Source organism: Streptomyces sp. NBC_00872 (assembly GCF_045161915.1).
Taxonomy (GTDB): Bacteria; Actinomycetota; Actinomycetes; order Streptomycetales; family Streptomycetaceae; genus Streptomyces.
Window position 1 is genome coordinate 6,024,485 of record NZ_CP108806.1, and the last position, 18,340, is coordinate 6,042,824.

At 69.0% G+C, this 18,340-nt stretch carries 13 protein-coding genes; 6 read left to right on the forward strand and 7 right to left on the reverse strand.

Annotated features, from left to right (window positions below; translation table 11 throughout):
* Positions 1-103: 103 nt before the first annotated feature.
* Positions 104-901 carry a DNA-binding response regulator gene (locus OG214_RS25880; protein WP_365900822.1) on the reverse strand — a complete coding sequence of 266 codons (798 nt, stop codon included), beginning with the start codon at positions 899-901 and terminating at the stop codon, positions 104-106.
* A gap of 358 nt (positions 902-1,259) precedes the next feature.
* Between OG214_RS25880 and OG214_RS25885 the strand changes: the two genes are divergently transcribed.
* Positions 1,260-1,721: an anthrone oxygenase family protein gene (locus OG214_RS25885; protein ID WP_363079810.1), complete on the forward strand. Its 462-nt coding sequence runs from the start codon at positions 1,260-1,262 to the stop codon at positions 1,719-1,721.
* A gap of 54 nt (positions 1,722-1,775) precedes the next feature.
* Here the strand turns inward: OG214_RS25885 and OG214_RS25890 are convergent, their stop codons facing one another.
* From OG214_RS25890 to OG214_RS25905, 4 genes are all read right to left on the reverse strand, one after another.
* Positions 1,776-3,239, reverse strand: a complete 1,464-nt coding sequence (locus OG214_RS25890; RefSeq protein WP_405986098.1) for a multicopper oxidase family protein — start codon at positions 3,237-3,239, stop codon at positions 1,776-1,778.
* 347 nt (positions 3,240-3,586) lie between these two features.
* Positions 3,587-4,504 carry a phosphotransferase enzyme family protein gene (locus OG214_RS25895; protein ID WP_405986099.1) on the reverse strand — a complete coding sequence of 306 codons (918 nt, stop codon included), beginning with the start codon at positions 4,502-4,504 and terminating at the stop codon, positions 3,587-3,589.
* A 264-nt stretch (positions 4,505-4,768) separates the two neighbouring features.
* The gene (locus OG214_RS25900) at positions 4,769-5,725 is read right to left on the reverse strand and encodes an IS481 family transposase (protein ID WP_405986100.1); all 957 of its coding nucleotides are present in this window, start codon (positions 5,723-5,725) and stop codon (positions 4,769-4,771) included.
* A gap of 101 nt (positions 5,726-5,826) precedes the next feature.
* Complete coding sequence (locus tag OG214_RS25905; protein ID WP_405986101.1) at positions 5,827-6,534, reverse strand: fasciclin domain-containing protein; 708 nt, start codon at positions 6,532-6,534, stop codon at positions 5,827-5,829.
* 590 nt (positions 6,535-7,124) lie between these two features.
* On the opposite strand from OG214_RS25905, the gene kdpF reads away from it, so the two are divergent.
* From kdpF to kdpC, 4 genes are all read left to right on the forward strand, one after another.
* Entirely contained in the window at positions 7,125-7,214 is a 90-nt protein-coding gene (gene kdpF / locus OG214_RS25910) for a K(+)-transporting ATPase subunit F (RefSeq protein WP_405986102.1), read from the forward strand.
* Between the two features lie 37 nt (positions 7,215-7,251).
* Positions 7,252-8,916, forward strand: coding sequence for a potassium-transporting ATPase subunit KdpA (kdpA, locus tag OG214_RS25915; RefSeq protein ID WP_405986103.1), 1,665 nt, complete (start codon positions 7,252-7,254; stop codon positions 8,914-8,916).
* Complete coding sequence (gene kdpB / locus OG214_RS25920; protein WP_405986104.1) at positions 8,916-11,063, forward strand: potassium-transporting ATPase subunit KdpB; 2,148 nt, start codon at positions 8,916-8,918, stop codon at positions 11,061-11,063. Before kdpA ends, kdpB begins: the two co-directional genes overlap by 1 nt.
* A 97-nt stretch (positions 11,064-11,160) precedes the next feature.
* The gene (gene kdpC / locus OG214_RS25925; RefSeq protein ID WP_365900830.1) at positions 11,161-11,796 is read left to right on the forward strand and encodes a potassium-transporting ATPase subunit KdpC; all 636 of its coding nucleotides are present in this window, start codon (positions 11,161-11,163) and stop codon (positions 11,794-11,796) included.
* Between the two features lie 89 nt (positions 11,797-11,885).
* On the opposite strand, the gene OG214_RS25930 is transcribed toward kdpC, so the two are convergent.
* The gene (locus OG214_RS25930; protein ID WP_405986105.1) at positions 11,886-13,034 is read right to left on the reverse strand and encodes a YbhN family protein; all 1,149 of its coding nucleotides are present in this window, start codon (positions 13,032-13,034) and stop codon (positions 11,886-11,888) included.
* A gap of 286 nt (positions 13,035-13,320) precedes the next feature.
* Positions 13,321-16,557, reverse strand: coding sequence for an AfsR/SARP family transcriptional regulator (locus OG214_RS25935; protein WP_405986106.1), 3,237 nt, complete (start codon positions 16,555-16,557; stop codon positions 13,321-13,323).
* Positions 16,558-17,077: 520 nt separating this feature from the next.
* On the opposite strand from OG214_RS25935, the gene OG214_RS25940 reads away from it, so the two are divergent.
* A complete protein-coding gene (locus OG214_RS25940; RefSeq protein WP_405986107.1) occupies positions 17,078-18,328 on the forward strand; it encodes a hypothetical protein in 1,251 nt (416 codons plus the stop codon).
* Positions 18,329-18,340 lie beyond the last annotated feature (12 nt).

Here is an 18,340-nt window from a genome sequence, read left to right on the forward strand (position 1 = left end):
CTGGCCTGTAATCCCAGACGGAATTACAGGACAATTACAGGACCCCGGCCGAATTACAGACAGCGGTGGAATTGAAGACAGCGGTCCAATTACAGGACAGCCCTTAGATCCATCCCCTTCGAGCCGCTTCCGCGCCCGCCCGGAAGCGGCTCGTCGTGCCGAGGGCGGTCAGCAGATCGCCGACGCGACGGCTGTATGTACGGCTCGACATTCCGAGGCGGGTGGCCGCCGTCTCGTCCGTGAGCCCGGCCAGCAGGGCCTCCAGCACGGGCCGGAGCTGTCCCGGCAGCACCCCGGGGGTGGGGAGCGCGGCGGTGGGCAGCTCCTCGCCCGTCTCCCACCATGTCTGGTGCGTACGGACCAGCGCCTGGACGACCACCGGATCGCGGATCAGCAGCAGTCCGTGGTAGTGGAGTTGGAGATCGAGCGGCACCGCCGCGACCGCGCGGTCCACCAGGATCATCTTGAACGGGATGGAGTCCGTCTGTCTGGCCCGGCCGGGAAGCTGACGCGGCAGCGGATACGCGAGCCCGGCCAGCCCGTGCCGGGGCACGATCCGGCGGACACCGATCGAGGGCGAGCGGCCACGCCCCTTTCCGCCGGCACCGGGGCCCGTGCCGGGGCCGCCGTCCTGCCAGTCCAGATCGCCCGCCGCCCGCACACAGGCACCGGCGAACTCAAGGAACTGCTCGGGAATGCACTGGCCCAGACAGCTTCCCGGATCATCGAAGATCAGCAGCTCACGACGGGCGGAGCGGACCAGGGCCGTCAGTGTGGCCGTCACCTGACGCACCCCTCGGATCTGCCGGCCGGGAGGATGGAGCGTGTCCACCACGTCCTCCCGCATCACGCCCAACGACAGCGCCGACCTGTTGAGCACGGACCCTGAAACATCCGCCACGGCTGACCACCCCCGCCATCCCCTCGGAGCCGTACGCCACTCCATGTACGCACATCATCGCTCACCGTGACAAGTGCAGTTCAGGGAGTGGCGACTCCATGCCAGAGCCTCCGCGATCCGCCCCTTCTGCCGCACGCTGGTGATCACTCGGTATGAAACGACACAAGCCGTCCGGGACAACCCGCGACAAGTGAGACACATGAGACGGAGGGAAGATGACGATGAACCGCCAAGGGCCGGCCAGGGACGGGCCGAACCTTCACCGATGAGGATGACGTGCTCGGGCGACCCTTTACCGTGATCGAGGAGCGCTCAAGAACCGTGCCGTGTCTGCCTCTTGGTGCGGGATGATGTGCCCATGGCCACTATGCTGCTTGCTCTTTCCGTGATCTCCACTGGTCTGTTCGCGGGGAACTTCCTCATATTCCAGACCGGTGTCATGCCCGCCCTCGCCCGGCTGACGGACGAGCAGTTCGTCCCGGCCATGCGCAGGATCAATGAACTGGTACCGCGTCCGCTCTTCCTGCTGACCTTCTTCGCCATCGTCGGCTTCCCGATCGCGGCCCTCGCCGTTCCCGTCGACGGGCGCTCGGACAACCAGAAGTGGCTTCTGGTGGCGGGACTGGTCTGCGCCGTTCTGAATCATTTCATCACCATCGGCGGCAATGTCCCGCTCAACAACGCGCTGGCCGCGTCGACCTCCTCCCCCGACAGCGTGGCGCGCAAGTCCTTCGAGTCCCGCTGGAACGCCTGCCACCGGGCCCGAACCTTTTTCTCCGTCGCCGCCTTCGTGCTGATGGTCAGCGCCACCCTCTCCTAGCGAGGTGGCGCCCCGACCAGCTTGAATCAGTCGGATGACCGGTCGGACGACCGGTCAGACGACCTTGAGGTTGGCCATCATCCCCATCGCGCTGTGGTCGATCAGATGACAGTGGTACGGGAACACCCCGCGGTGGCTGTCGAAGGTGACCTGGAGCTTCACGGTCTGTCCCGGCAGCAGCAGAACGGTGTCCTTGCGTCCCGCCTCCGCGCCGGTGACCGGCGCCCCGTCGCGTTCGAGGACGCGGAACTGCACCAGATGCATATGGAAGTTGTGCGGTATCAGGGTGCTGGCGTTGGTGACGGTCCACACCTCGGTGGTGCCCCAGCGCACGGTCGTGTCGATGCGGTCCGGGTCGTAACCCTTCCCGTTGATGTATCCCTGCGGAGAGGCGCTCGTCTCGTCCATCTTCAGCTCGAAGCTCCGTTCCACGGTGGCCCTCCGTGGCGTCGGCAGCGAGGCGAGCGTGGCGGGAACCCTGCTTGAGTCATGGACCCGGGCGCCGACGTCGAACCGCATCACCTGTCCGACCTCCTCGACCGGACCCGGCCCCAGCAGGTTCTTCAGCACGAGCTGGGTGCCCGGCCGGTACTGGGCGAAGTCGATGACGAGGTCGGCGCGTTCACCGGGGGAGAGCAGAAGCTGTGTGGCCGTGGCCGGCCTCGCCAGCAGCCCGCCGTCGGAGCCGATCTGGGTCATCGCGCTGCCGTCGGAGAGCTGAAGCGCGAAGATACGCAGATTGCAGGAGTTGACGAGCCGGAAGCGGTACTTGCGTCCCTTGACCTTCAGTACGGGCCAGGGCCTGCCGTTGACCAGGATCGTGGTCCGGTTGAAGGCGTCGTCCATCTCGTAGACGAGTTGGGCGTCCGCGTCGAACCGCGCGTCGCGCAGGACCAGCGGCACCTCGAACTCACCGGACGGCAGCCCGAGCGCGTCCTCCGTGTCGTCGCCCAGCAGATAGACGTTGGAGAGTCCGCGATAGACATGCTCGGACTCCATGTGGTGGGCGTGGTCGTGCATCCACAGAGTGGCGCCCGGCTGGGAGTTGGCGTACGTGTACGTCCTGGTGGCGCCCGGGGCGATCGTGTCCATCGCGCCGCCGTCGTCGGCGGTCGGGTTGTTGCCGCCGTGGAGATGCACCGAGGTCGGCATGGACAGCGAGTTGACCTGCTTGACCACCACGGTCCGCCCGGAGCGGGCCCGTATCGTCGGCCCGGGGAAGGAGCCGTTGTAGGTGAGCAGTTCCGTGGTGGTGCCCGGCAGGATCTCGCGCCGCGCCTTGGCCATCACCACCGAGTAGTAGTCCGTGGTCGCCGATCTGCGGACCGGCGCGAGCACCGGTGGCCGGGTGAGGGGCACGCTGAACGGGGTAACAGGAGCGGCGGGTACGGCTGCCGCCGCTGCCGTACCGCGCGTGCCGCGGCCGCTGAGCGCCTGTGCCGTCCAGCCTGTGGCGCCGGTGACGCCGAGGGCTCCCGCGGTGAGTCCGATCCGTATCGCATGACGACGAGAGAACACTGGGAAATCCTTCCGGGATTCCGGGGAAAAGGAGTCGGTCCCCGTTCCGATCGCGGGGATGCTACCTAGCCCAAAGTGCTCGCCGGTCGGGATCGGTTCCGCGCGGGCGGTTCTCATGGTGTTTGTGCCGTCTATCGCCGGATAGGGACCCAGCGCCGGTCCAGTACGGTTCCAGGACAGGTCCAGCGCCGGTCCAGCCGGGATCCAGCGGGGGTCGAGCGGAGATCCAGCGCTTCTCGATCCGGATTCTCCCGGGGATTCGCGGGGCGCCGTAATCAAGCCGCCGTAATGCCTTGACGCCGTAATACGGAAAATGCCGAAAATTCTCGGGGGCGCGGGAATCGGTCCTACCGGCGGAAGGTGCCTTTCTCCAGCCGGTCCAGTGTGCGCAGCCCGCGCTCGGTCACATCGTGTTCGCCATGGGCCGGTCCGTACGCCAGACAGCTCGCGGCGTCCAGCGCCGCCAGACACGGCAGGGCATGGCGTTCGGTCTCGGTCAGCGGGCGGCCGTAGCCCTGGAAGAAGGCGGTGCGCAGATCGTCACGGTCCTGCCAGGGGCCGCAGGCCAGCCGTACGAAGTCCTGGACGGCCGGGGCGTACCGGGACCGCTCGAAGTCGATCATGGCCAGCCGCCCGGTCCGGGACCCGGCCCCGGACCCGGCCCCGGACCAGAGAACATTGCGCTCCTGCGCGTCGCCGTGGATATGGCCCGGGGCGAGCAGGTCGGTCAGTTTCAGCAGATGCCCGGCCGCATGGCGGACGAGCGCGCGCCGGTCTCCCGAGAGCAGGCCGCCCGCGCGCGCGAGGTGCTTCTCGGCGGCGGCGGCCGTGCGCTCGGCCGCCGCCGCTGCCGCCCGGCGCCCCTGCGCGGGCATCTTCTCCGTACCGTGCAGCCGCCGCAGCAGCGTGCCGAACTGCCGGTGCGCGGCCCGGTGTTCCGGGACGGTGAGGGTGAGCCGGGAGACCGGCGCGCCGGGTACGGCGGTCAGCAGCAGCGCCAGCCGGCGGGCGTCGGTGTCCACGAGGCGCGGGGCGTGGCCGTACCCCAGCGCGGGTACCGCGGACTGGTATCCGAAGGTCTCGCGCTCGTAGAACTCCGGAGTCGGCGACTGCTTGACGAAGAAGCGCCGGCCGCTGCCGTCGGTGAGATCCCACACCCGGGAGTTCTCCCTGGGATGCGAGGCGTCCCGCACGGCGGAGAGGGGGCCGACGGCATGCTCCGCCCAGGTCCGCAGCGACGGCGGCAGGGGTTTGGCAGGGCGCATAATTCCTCCGGACACACGGACGGCAGGGGCTGGCGCCCGGAGAACGGACCTGATCAAGGGCCTGTCACGGGGCATGCCGGGGGAATCATAGAACACACGTTCGATCCTGCTCGACGACACGCCGACGACACACCGACGGCGCGGCGGGGCGCGGGAACGACCGGCGCCCGGTCTCCTTCCGCTGGAGACCGGGCGCCGGCCGAGCCGTCGGGTGCCTGTCGCTTCCGGCCGGATCCGTGGACGGCAAGATCCAAACGAGAGGCCCTAGGTGTATTGACCCGCAGGGTTGTTGACTCGGGTGATGGGTGGGTGGCCTCCGAGTGCGGTGTGGCAGCGGTGGTGGTTGTAGGTGTGGAGGAAGTCTGTCAGGGCCTGGGTTCGCTCGTGGTTGCTGGTGTAGGGCCGGATGTAGGCCCATTCGTCGAGCAGGGTGCGGTTGAAGCGTTCGACCTTGCCGTTGGTCTGGGGCCGGTAGGCGCGGGTGAGCTTGCCGGCCGCACCGAGGTCGGCGAGCGCCTGCTGCCAGGCAAAGCTCTTGCGGTAGGGCCAGGCGTTGTCGGTCAGGACGCGTTCGATCCGGTCGATGCCCGCGGTGTGGAAGAAGGCTGCCGCCCGGCGGAGAAAGGCGGCGCAGGTGGCGGCCTTCTCGTCGTCGTGGATTTCGCTGTAGGCGAGCCGGCTGTGGTCGTCGACGGCGGAGTGGACGTAGTCGTAGCCCATGCCGGCGCGGGTGGCGCGGCCGGCCTGGCGGCCCAGGACCCTGTGGCCGCCCCCGTCGGGAATCCGGCCGAGTTTCTTGACGTCGACGTGGACCAGTTCGCCGGGCCTGTCACGTTCGTAGCGGCGGATGACCTGGCCGGTGGGCCGGTCCAGGAATGCCAGGCGGTTCAGGCCGTGTCGGGTCAGGATGCGGTGGACGGTCGAGGCGGGCAGGCCCAGGGCCGGGCCGAGGCGGGCGGGACCGAGTTTGCGTTCCCGGCGGAGCATGCACACCCGGGCTTCCGTCTCTGGCGGGGTGCGGTGCGGTGTCGTCCTGGGCCGGCTGGACCGGTCGTGCAGGCCCTGGTCGCCCTCGGCCCGCCAACGGCGGATCCACTTGTGGGCCGTGGCGCGCGAGATACCCATCTCGGCCGCCACATGGGCGACCGGGCGGCCTGCGCAGACGCGTTCGACCAGCAGCCGCCTGCCATGAACGGTCAGCCGGGCATTACGGTGGGACACGAAGACCTCCGTGTGGTGCAGTCCTAGACAGCTCCACCACACCGGAGGTCTTCGCCATGATCAAGCCCGGCCAGTGTCAACAACGCTCGTGATCAATACACCTAGCTCGGGGGCATCAGCACGGTGTCGATCACGTACACGTTGGCGTTCTTGGTCCGGACGTCACCACAGACGATGTTCGTCGTCCCGTTGACCTTGAACGAGTCACCCGAGCCCGATGTGGTGAGCGTGCCGCCCTCCAGGGTCTTGAAGACACCGTTCGGGAGCTGGTCGGGGGCGACCTTCTTCTCCGTCACGTGGTAGTTCAGGACCTTTCTGAGCTGGGCCTCGTTGTCGCGGATCCCGTCGAGCTGCGCCTTGGAGAGCTTGGCGAAGGCGTCGTTGGTCGGGGCGAAGACGGTGATGTCCTTCGTGGTGTTCAGCTTGTCGACCAGTCCGGCCTTCTTCACCAGGGCGACGAAGGTGGAGAGATGTGTGTTCTCCGCCAGCGCGGTGGCGACAGGCTGGGCCGCCATTCTGGAGAAGCTGCCACCGATGCCCTTGCGCAGCAGTGACGAGCACCCCGGACCGAAGGGGACGGCCGCCCCGGCGGACGTGGACGTGCTGGGCGAGGCCGAGGGAGAGGTGCTCGGTGAGGTGGACGGGCTCGGCGAGGTGGATGTGCTGGGTGACGCCGACGTACCGGTCGATGTGGGTGTGCTCGGCGTCGGGGCGGCGAAGGCCTGAGGAGCCATGACTCCCAGCGAGAGCGGGAGGGTGATCGCGGCGGCGGTGGACATGGCTGTGGTGCGGAGACGGGTGCGGTTCATGGTTCGATTCCTCTTCCTGTGGGAGGAGGGGCCCCGGCTCGGGCCCGGAGGCGTCGACGCGGCTGGATCGGCGGGTCCTGAGACGAGATGGCCCGGGGAGTGCCGGGCGGGGCGCTCTCACCCGGCCGGCCTGCGTTCCTGCCGTTCGACGATTCCTGTCGGTCGACCCTGCTCGGTTCGTTCGACGCTCGGTTCGTTCGACCCTGGTCGGTCCTGGATCGCTTCGGTCCTGGACCGCTCTCGTTCGGTCTTGGCCCGGCCCTGACCGGCCGGTCCGTTCCTCCGTTCGGTCCTGGTGATCGATCGAGCCGCCCGTAAAGCGTAGTCATACCTCCAGGAGCTCAGCATCTCGGGCGGAACGCGCTGTTCACTGCTATGGGACGCTCGGTCACCGCCGTTGCGCCGCAGGTCCGCGGCGGTCCGGCCGCCGCCGACAGCCGCCGCGCCCGCCACTCGATCGGCTCCGGCGTGTCAGGAGCCCGCCAGTCGGGTGGCCGATAGCGTCAAAAGATGTCCGACCTCATCTATGTCGTGGTCACCCTCGCGGTCTTCGCGCTGATCGGTCTGGTGGGGAAGGGGGTGGGCCGGCTGTGACCGTCGAGAACATCGTCGGACTGACCGTCGCCGTGCTTCTCGTCGTCCACCTCGTGTTCTGTCTGCTCTTTCCCGAGCGTTTCTAGCCTCTCCCACCAGAGGAAGGCCCAGGAAAGGTCCTCCATGAACGACACGCTCGCGGGGTGGCTTCAGATTCTCGCCCTCGTGGCGGCGCTCGCCCTCTCCTTCCGGCCGCTGGGCGACTACATGGCGTACGTCCTGACCTCGCCCCGGCACTGGCGGCTGGAGCGGCTGATCTACCGTCTCGGCGGAGTCTCCGGGGACGCCGACCAGACCTGGACCGCTTTCCTTCGCAGTGTGCTCGCCTTCTCGCTTGTCTCCGTACTGTTCCTGTACGGATTTCTTCGCCTCCAGAACCACTTCGTGCTCGCTCTCGGTACGCCGGCCATGGACGCCGACCAGTCGTTCAACACGGCCGTCTCCTTCGTGACGAATACGAACTGGCAGTCGTACTCGGGTGAGTCCGCACTGGGGCATTTTGTCCAGATGGCGGGGCTCGCGGTGCAGAACTTCGTCTCCGCCGCCGTCGGAATCGCCGTGGTGGCCGCCCTGATCCGGGGATTCACCCGTCAGAAGACCGACCGGGTCGGCAATTTCTGGGTGGACCTCACCAGGATCGTGCTGCGCGTACTGCTGCCCGTCTGCGTGGTCTTCGCGATCGTGCTGGTGGCGTCGGGGGTGGTGCAGAACTTCCACGGGCCCCATGCGGTCCATACGCTCGCGGGCTCCACCCAGAGCATCCCCGGTGGTCCGGTCGCCTCGCAGGAAGTCATCAAGGAGCTGGGCACCAACGGCGGCGGTTTCTACAACGCCAACTCCGCCCATCCCTTCGAGAACCCGACCGGTTTCACCAACTGGCTGGAGATCTATCTGCTGCTGGTGATCGCCGTCTCGCTGCCGCGCACCTTCGGCACGATGGCCGGCGACCGGCGCCAGGGATACGCGATCGTCGGCGTGATGGCCCTGATCTGGGCAGCCTCCGTCGCCATCGTCACGGCCAACGAGCTGCACAGCGTGAGCAGTACGGCGGGCCACACGGCCGGCGGAATGATGGAGGGCAAGGAGCAGCGCTTCGGTATCTGGTCCTCGGCGCTCTTCGCGGTGTCCACCACGCTGACGTCCTGCGGGGCCGTCAACTCCTTCCACGACTCGTACACACCGGGCGGCGGCGGGATGACGATCTTCAATATGATGCTCGGCGAAATCGCGCCGGGCGGTGCGGGATCCGGGCTCTACGGCATCCTCGTCCTGGCGGTCGTGGCCGTCTTCGTGGCGGGGCTGATGGTCGGCCGTACGCCCGAGTATCTGGGCAAGAAGCTGCGCGGCCGGCAGATGAAGTTCGCCTCGCTCTATATCCTCACCACCCCCGCCGTGGTGCTGACCGGGGCGGGGATCGCCATGGCGCTGCCGGGGGAGCGGGCGGCGATGCTCAATCCGGGGCCGCACGGCTTCTCCGAAGTGCTCTACGCGTTCACCTCGGCCGCCAACAACAACGGCTCGGCCTTCGCGGGACTCTCCGCCGACACCGTCTGGTACAACACCGCCCTCGGTCTGGCGATGCTCATCGGCCGCTTCCTGCCCATGGTGTTCATCCTGGCGCTCGCCGGATCCCTGGCCGCCGAGCAGCCGGTGCCCGTCAACGCGGGGACGCTGCCCACGCATCGGCCGCTCTTCGTCGGCCTGCTCACCGGGGTGATCCTCATCGTCGTCGGCCTCACCTACTTCCCCGCGCTCGCGCTGGGCCCGCTCGCGGAAGGGCTGCGCTGATGCCCAGGAACCCGGACCCGCTCGCGCCGAACAAGCGCCGTATCTCCGGCGGGCTGCTCGACCCCGGACAACTGGTCACCTCGTTCCCCGACGCGCTGCGCAAGCTCGATCCCCGGGTCATGTTCCACAACCCCGTGATGTTCGTCGTGGAGGTGGGCGCGGTACTGACCACTCTCTCGGCGATCAGGAATCCCAGCGTCTTCGCCTGGGTGATCACCGTCTGGCTGTGGCTGACGACGGTCTTCGCCAATCTCTCCGAGGCCGTCGCCGAAGGCCGGGGCAAGGCACAGGCCGAGACTCTGCGCCGGACGAAGACGGACACCGTGGCGCGCCGGCTCCCCGGCGGCTGGCGGCCCGGCACACAGGAGCCGGAGGAGGAGCGGGTGTCGGCCACACAACTGCGGCTCGGCGATCATGTGGTCGTGGAGGCCGGCCAGATCATCCCGGGCGACGGCGATGTGGTCGAGGGCGTCGCGAGTGTGGACGAGTCGGCGATCACGGGGGAGTCGGCACCGGTCATCCGTGAATCGGGCGGGGACCGCTCGGCCGTGACCGGCGGTACGAAGGTGCTGTCCGACCGTATCGTCGTACGGATCACCTCCAAGCCCGGTGAGACCTTTATCGACCGGATGATCGCACTGGTCGAGGGCGCGGCCCGGCAGAAGACCCCCAACGAGATCGCGCTGAACATCCTGCTCGCCTCGCTGACGATCGTCTTCCTGATCGCGGTGGTGACCCTTCAACCGTTCGCGTTGTTCGCGCACGCAGAACAGTCGATCGTCATCCTGATCGCCCTGGTGGTGGCGCTGATCCCCACCACCATCGGAGCTCTGCTCTCGGCGATCGGGATCGCGGGGATGGACCGGCTCGTGCAGCGCAATGTACTGGCCATGTCGGGCCGTGCGGTCGAGGCGGCCGGTGATGTCAACACCCTTCTGCTCGACAAGACGGGCACGATCACCCTGGGCAACCGCCAGGCCGCCGAGTTTCTGCCGGTGGAGGGCGTCGGCGTCGAGGAACTGGCCGACGCCGCCCAGCTGTCGTCGATCGTGGACGAGACACCGGAGGGCCGTTCCATCGTCGTGCTCGCCAAGGAGCGGTACGCACTGCGCGGCCGGGAGGAAGGCGAGCTGGCTGGCGCCGAGTTCGTACCGTTCACCGCGCAGAGCCGGATGAGCGGGGTCGATCTGACCCTCCCGGACGGCAGCCGCTCACTGCGCAAGGGGGCGGCCGCGGCGGTGATGCGGTGGGTGCGTGAGAACGGCGGGCAGGCCGTCTCCGGAGGCGGCGGGACGACCGGTACCGCCATCAGCGCGGCGGGCGGGATCGTGGACGCCATCTCGGCGAGCGGCGGTACCCCGCTGGTCGTCGCCGAGACGACGGTGCGGGGTGGTGTCCGCGGCGCGCGGGTGCTGGGGGTCGTCCATCTCAAGGACGTGGTCAAGGCGGGGATGCGGGAGCGCTTCGACGAACTGCGCCGTATGGGGATCAAGACCGTCATGATCACCGGCGACAATCCGCTGACCGCGCGGGCGATCGCGGAGGAGGCGGGGGTGGACGACTTTCTCGCCGAGGCCACTCCCGAGGACAAGATGGCGCTCATCAGAAGGGAGCAGGGCGGCGGAAAGCTGGTCGCGATGACGGGGGACGGTACGAACGACGCCCCGGCGCTGGCCCAGGCGGATGTGGGTGTGGCCATGAACACCGGTACGTCGGCGGCCAAGGAGGCCGGGAACATGGTGGACCTGGACTCCAACCCGACGAAGCTGATCGAGATCGTCGCGATCGGCAAGCAGTTGCTGATCACGCGCGGTGCGCTGACGACGTTCTCGATCGCCAATGACGTGGCGAAGTACTTCGCGATCATCCCCGCGATGTTCGCCGTAGTCTATCCGGGGCTCGACGACCTCAACATCATGCGGCTGCACAGCCCGGAGTCCGCGATCTCCTCCGCGATCATCTTCAACGCGCTGATCATCGTGGCGCTGATCCCGCTGGCCCTGCGGGGGGTCCGTTACCGCCCGTCGTCGGCGTCCGCGCTGCTGAGGCGCAATATCTGGCTGTACGGACTGGGCGGGCTGATTCTGCCGTTCGTGGGGATCAAGGTGATCGATCTGATCATCCAGTTCATTCCCGGCCTGGGCTGACCGGCGAGAAGCGAACGGTGAGGAACCACCGGCCATCGGGAGCGGTGAGGAACCACCGGCCATCGGCGAGAGGCCGACCGACGAGAAGGTGACTGCCATGCCTCTGTCTCTCCGTACCCGTACTCTCCTGCGCCACCATCTGTCGGCGCTGCGGATACTGCTCGTCCTCAGCGTGATCACCGGGCTCTGCTATCCGCTGGTGATCACGGGTATCGCCCAGGCGGCCTTCCCCTCCCAGGCCAACGGCTCGCTGCTCGGCGGGAACGGCGGGGCGACGGGGTCCCGTCTGATCGGTCAGAACTTCGATCTGCCGAAGCGGGACGGGGGGCCGGGCGGGCCGGACCCCAAGTGGTTCCAGCCCCGCCCCTCGGCGGCGGGCCCCTCGGGATACGACCCGACCAGCTCGGGCGCCTCCAATCTGGGGCCCGACAATCCGGTCCTGATCAGGATGATCAAGGAGCGCAGGGCCGCGGTGGCCGCCTTCGACGGTGTACGGCCGAGCAGCGTGCCCGTCGACGCGCTCACCGCCTCGGGCTCGGGACTCGATCCGCATATCTCGCGCGCGTACGCGAACCAGCAGATCGACCGGGTGGCCGGGGTGCGCGGACTGAACCCGGCGATGGTACGGAAGCTGGTCGCCGCTCATACCGAGGGCCGCGGCGGCGGCTTTCTCGGGCACGGGGACGCCGTGAATGTGGTGGAGCTGAACCGGGATCTGGCCGGAGTGCGCTGACCGGCCCGGGGCGGGGCGGCCCGGGGCGGAGGCGGTGTGCGGAGGGGAGCTGTGGGTGTCCGGCGATCGGTGGATGTCTCGGGACGGATCTACTGGTCGCGGGGCTCCTGCGACTGGTCCTCCCTCTCCCCCTGCTCCTGCTCCTGCTTTGGGTGTTGTTGTGGCTGTTGCTTCGGCTTCCGTGCCGCGCCGTCGCGTTTCAGGGTCAGTACGAGCCCGCTCGCCCAGCCGATCGGCTGAAGGGCCCAGAAACTCACCACCCGGTAAAGAAGCGTCACCGCGATCGCCTGTTCGGCGCGCATCCCGTAGAGAACGAGCAGCGCCGTAAGGCTCGTCTCGACCACGCCGAGACCTCCCGGTGTAAGGCGCAGGCTGCCCGCGAACTGTGTCAGCCCGTACGCCACGATGATTCCCGGCCATGGAACCTGGATTCCGAGACTCCATGTGGCGGCGATCAGACAGCCCAGATCGAAGCCCCAGTTGAGGAGTGCCAAAAGGAACGGCCAGACCCAGGGACGTACCCCCGGCCGCGTACTGTGGATCTGGCGGCCCAAGCGGGTCAGTGACTCCTCGATGTCGAAGAGCCGCCGGGACCGCAGACCGACGCGTCGCCAGATACGCCACACGCGCCGTCGCACCCGGGGAAACCGGGACAGGCCGATCGCCGCGCCCACCACCACGACCGCGAGGACGAGCAGACCGACGACCAGCGGCAGTGCCCCTGCGACAGGTCCCGCCGAACCGCTCGCCAGCACGCCGGCCAACAGCAGTACGAGCAGACTCAGCGCGGACAGCAGCCCCGAGAGCGCCAGTACGGTCCCCGCGAGTACCTGCCCCACTCCCCAGCGGCGCAGCTTCCTGAACACCCACGCCACAGCGAACGCCGCTCCGCCCGGCAGCGCCCCGGCGATGGCGTTGGCCGTCAGCACGATGGCGGAGACCCCCCACAACCGCAGCCGCGCCCCGCCCGCGCGCAACAGCCACTGCTGAAGCATCGCCACACAGAGCAGGGAGGTCGCCTCGAACGCGGCGGCCAGGACGAGCCGTGACGGACGCACATGTCTGATGAGGCCGACAGCCGTGACCAGTTCGTGACGCCGGGTGACTGCGACGACCACGGCCGCGGCGACGAGAACGGCGGCCACCACCCACCAGATGGGCCGCACTCCCGGGGGCGCCGCAGGCTCCGGCCCCTCGTTCTCCCCCTGCTGATCCCGCCCCCGCTGGTGGGCCTCCACGGTGCCCACGATACGGCGTGCGGGGGCGTTGCTCCTGCGTACTGGGGCACTCAACACCATCTGCCCTACCCGGCGCACACGTTTCGACAGAGATCGTCTCAGCTAGTACCTTCAGTCCCCGAGGTAAACGAATCGACCTGTTGGAGTACCGTGTCCACGTACGTACAGGCCACTGCCACCACCGCGAACTCGCTGCCCCTCGAGTGGATGTGGTGGCGCCGGGTAGGGTAGTTGCGTAAGCAACCAACCCGTCCCCAGGCTCGGCGTTCCGGCTCCTGTCAGACCATCAGGAGCCGGTCACGCCGTGCTCGCCGAGCAGGCGCCTCAGACTCTCCACCTCTGCCATGGAGCCGAGGCTCTGGTAGATGGTCACTGCCTCATCACCATACCGGCGTGCGAGACCGATGCTGTGCGAGGACAGCGCCATCCGCGCGAGGCCCGCGAGCGCGCGTGCGGAGCCAAGAGGGAAGCCGATACTCCGGGCCATGTCCAGGGCCTGTTCATAAGCCGCACGTGCGGCGCCGAGCCGTCCCGACTCGCGCTGGACATCGGCCACGCCGACGAGCGCGCGCTGACGGTCGAACGGACTGTCGATCCTGCGGGCGACTTCTTCCGCCCTGGTGAAGTGCAGCAGGGCCTCGCCTCTTCGGCCCGCCTCCGCGTATGTCGTGCCCAGGCTGATCAGTACGTGGACCTCGCCCGAACTGTCACCACTGGCCCGTCTGGTGCGCAGAGCTCTCCGGAAGTACGCGAGTGCGGTGTCGGTCTGCCCCCTGGCCTGGTGGATGGATCCGAGATTGGCGTCGAGGATGGCGAACTCCTGACGGCCGCCGCTTCGCTCCGCGAGGGCCCGGGACCGTTCGTAGTAATTGCCGGCGTCCTCATAACGTCCTTGCAGATATGATAATTCGCCCAAATTGTTCATGGCTTTGACCTGGCCCAACAGATCGCCGAGTTCCCGGTGGATGTCGAACATCATCCGGACCTTGTGCCGGGCCTCGTCGTACCGTCCGGCGTAATGCAGCGCTACGCCCTGGATGTTGAGGCACTCGGCTTCGCCGTGCGGGTCGAGAAACTCCCGGTACAGGTCCAATGCGACGTCCAGCAGGCCCAGGGCCGTCTCGCCCTGGCCCGCCGCGAGATGGGCGCGGCCCGACTGGAGGAGGGCATCGGCCCGGCCGTGCGAGTCGTTGAGAGTCTGGAACAGGGCCAGAGCCTCCGTCGCGCAGCGCAGGGCCTCGTCGTGGTCCAGTCGGGCGAGTACGTCCGCGTGCTCGGTCAGTGCTCTGGCCAGGGCGGCCCGGTCGGCGCTTGCGTCGGTGCTCGCGCGGAGGGCCGATACGGCCGCGCCGTACAGTTCCGCCGCGATGTCCCACGTACCCCAGCGTTTGAGTGAGGTCGCCAGGACATGCGGGAACAGGGCCGCGTACGCCGGGGCCTCGGCGGCGGCGTGGCGGGCGGTCGCCAGGAGGTTGGCGCGTTCCACGGTGAGCCATACCGACGCCTCGTCCGTGTCGGTGAACCGACGCGCGTACGGGGATTCCTGGTCCGGCCGCAGCGCGAGCCTGCGCCGGTGGGGATGGACGAGACCGTCCGCGCGGTGGGCGGAGGTGAGGTAGTACGCGAAGAGCCGGCCGGCCGCCTCGTGGCGCGTGGACTCAGCCTCCGTCCGGGCGCCGGCCTGAAGACCGAAGGCGCGGGCCAGATCATGGAGCCGGTAGCGGTCGTGGATCGGCTCTTCGAGCAGATGGACGTCGTGGAGTTCGTCGACCGCCTTGCGGATTCGCGTGACGTCCGAGTCCACGAGCGCCGCCGCCGCGTCCACCGTCAGATCGGGGCCCGGGTGCAGTGCCAGCCGGTGGAACAACTCCTGGGCCGGAGCGCTCAGTTCCTCGTAGGTGAACCGGAACACCGAGGCCACGGCGTCGTCGAACTCGTCCAGCCGGTCGGTCGCCCGAGCGAGGCGGTCGAGCAGATGCCGTAGGTCCCAGGAGTCCCGGTGCCGGAAGCGGCTCGCCAGCAGTTGCAGCGCCAGCGGGTGCCGGTCGCATGCCGCGACGACCTGTCGCAGGGCCGCCGGGTCGGCCGACACCCGGGCGGGGCCCGCGATCCGGGTGAAGAGCGCGGTGGCCTCGGCCTCGGACAGCACGTCCACGAAGACGGGGGTGGCTCCCGCGAGGCCCGTCAGCCGGTTCCTGCTGGTCACGATCGCTCGGCAGGTGGGAGCCCCGGGCAGCAGCGGGCTGACCTGGGCGACGTCCCGGGCGTTGTCGAGGACCACGAGCGCACGGCGACGCGCGGTCCACTCCCGCCATCGTGCCGCGCGCTCGTCGAGCGAGTCGGGCAGTTCCTCGTGCGAACCGGAAGCGTGGAGCAGCACACCGAGTGCCTCGGCCGGGTCGTAGGGCTGCTGGCCGCTGTAGGCGCGCAGGTCGACGTAGAACAGTCCGTCGGGGTACGACGAACGCAGCCGGTGCGCGGCGTGGATGGCCAGTGCCGTCTTGCCGATTCCCGGCATTCCGTGCACGACGGTCAAGGGCAGAGCGGTCACCGCGCGGTCCTCGTCCCCGGACGCGGGGCCCACCCCCGCCGTCGGGCCGGGGGCTGTGTCGGGGGCGGTGTCGGGCGCGCCGGACAGGGAGTCTGCCAGGGGGTCCGCTGCGGAGCGGGGGTCCGCTCCGGAGCCCTTGAGCAGGCTCCGCAGTTCGCTCGCGCGGCCGGTGAAGTCCCGTGTGTCGCGCGGAAGGTTGTCCCGTGGTTCCGGTTCCTCCGGCGCGGCTGTCACCACCACGGATCCGCCCGGTCCGCCCCGCGCTCCTTCGGCCTCGGATCCGGTCTCCAACGTACGGTCCTGGTCGAGAATCCGCAGATGAAGCTCCTGAAGCTCCGCTCCAGGCTCGATCCCCTGGTCCTCGTGCAGTTGTCGGCGCGTGGAGCGGTAGAGGGAGAGCGCCTCGGCCGGCCGGCCCGAGCGGTACAGCGCCAGCATCAGCGAGGCGATCACCCGCTGGGCGAGCGGATTCTCCGCGACCAGCTCGTGCAGTTCGCCGATGAGATCCGCGTGCCGCCCCAGCTCCAGCTCCAGCCGGATCCGTTCCTCCCGTACCCGGCGGTGGTCCTCGATCAGCCGGGCGCGCGCCGAGGTCGCCCAGGCGCTGGTGAACTCGGCCAGTGGCTCGCCCCGCCAGGTGGCTTCGGCGGTGTGCAGCAGACCGAGGGCCAGATCCCGCTCGCCCCGCTCGGCCGCCGCCCCCGCCTCCTTGCGCAGTCGCTGGAAGCGCAGCAGATCGATGTCCTCGGGATCGGCGAGGAGCTGGTACCGCCGTGGCGAGGGCGTGTCCACCCGGGCCAGATCACCGACGGTCTCGCGCAGCCGTCCCCGTATTCGCGACAGATAGGTCTGCAGTGTGTCCAGGACGCTGAGAGGCGGATCGCCGTCCCAGACACGCTCGATCAGCGTGTCGACCGGGACCGGTTCGCCCCGGGCGTGGACCAGCACGGCCAGCACACAGCGCTCTTTCACCGTACCGATCTTGAACTGCCTTCCTCCGTGCCACAGTTCAAGAGGTCCCAGAGCAAGAAGGTCCACCATCGCCCCCGATGGGTGCGCTTCTTCCTGCCGTATCCGGCAGAGCCCGCACATCTGCGCGTAACTCCACCCACTTTCGCCGTAGCGCCAGGGGGAGCGGACAGCCGCGCATGGAAGCGCGGCGGGCGCACGGCTCCGGCGGCGGGCGCACGGCCCCCGGGACAGTGGTCGCACGGCGTCGACCGAGGGCGCGGAGTGCCGCTCCGGTCCCGAGCTCCGCCCCGCGCCCGGCCCCGAGCCCCGCCCCGCTCCGGCCTTGAGCCCCGTTCCGCGCGGCCCCGCTCCGGCTCCGAGCACCGCCCTGCGCCCCGCCCCGCTCCCGCCGCACGTGGAGTGCAGGATTCCCGCAAGCCCGCCGTCCACCCGCCGGGGGACCTCTGTCTCTGGGCCGTGAATCCTCGCGGCCCAGCCGGCCGACGCATCGGCCGGAGCGGAGTTACGGGGGACGGAAACGATGAGTGTGACAAGTCTGGAAGCGCACTGGCCTCCTGTGCCGGTGCGTCTGGACGTCGAACGCTGGGCCACGCGCCGGATCCGCAGGAGGGTTCTGGCCGTGGTCCACACGGTGACCGCCGGGCAGCGGCTGCTCGACGTGATCCGGCTGCTGGAGGGTGACGCGCGGGTGCAGGTGTTCTTCACCTCCGCGCCCGATGTCTTCAGCAACGGTGTGGCCTCCTTCCTGGAGGAGCTGAAGGGGCTGGTACTGCCGTGGAGCCAGGCCGTACAGCTCTCGTTCGATCTCGCGCTGGCCGCCGCCCATGGCAGCCTGCACGAACTGCACGCCCCGGTGATCGTGCTGCCGCACGGCGCCGGACACAACAAGATCACTCCCGGTGGACGGCGCGGGCGCCAGGTGGCGGAGCGCGGGGTGTACGGACTGAGCAGGCAGCGGCTGATCAGGGACGGCACGGTGGTGGCCGAGTCGATCGTCCTGGCGCACGAGGAGGAGTTGGCCCGCCTCGGCCGTGAGTGCCCCGAGGCGCTGCCCGCCGCGGAAGTGGTCGGTGATCCGTGCTTCGACCGTATGATCGCGAGCCTGCCCTCGCGGGCGCTCTACCGTGAGTCCCTGGGCGTCAGGGGCCATCAGCGGCTGGTGCTCGCCTGCTCCACCTGGGGCCCGCATTCGCTGCTGGGACAGGGGACGGAACTGCTGGAGCGGCTGGTCACGGAGCTGCCCAGGGATGAGTTCCGGGTCGCCGCCCTGCTGCATCCGAATGTGTGGAACGCCCACGGCGAGTGGCAGATCCGCAGCTGGCTGGCCGGACTCGCCCGCGCGGGGCTCATCGTGATGAGCCAGTACGGCGACTGGGTGGGGGCGGTCGCCGCCGCCGACTACATCGTGGGCGACCACGGTTCCATCTGCCTGTACGGCACGATGACCGGCGCTCCCGTACTGATGGCCGGCTTCTCCGATCCGGATCTGGATCCCGGATCACCGATGGCCGAGCTGCGGTCCTTCGCGCCCCGGCTCCGCGACCGTCCGCTGCGCAGACAGCTCGACCGCAGCTCGGCCACGTACCGCGCGCGGCAGTACGAACAGGTCGCGGCGCGGATCACTTCGGAACCCGGCCGGTTCGCCCGGAAGATGCGCGCGCTGATCTACCGGAAACTGCGGCTGCGCGCGCCCGCCGTACGGCCGACCACCGAACCCGCGCGACTGCCGGTCACGTTGCGGTACGACGAGCCGGGCAGCGTGGCGTCATGACGGGGCCGATGG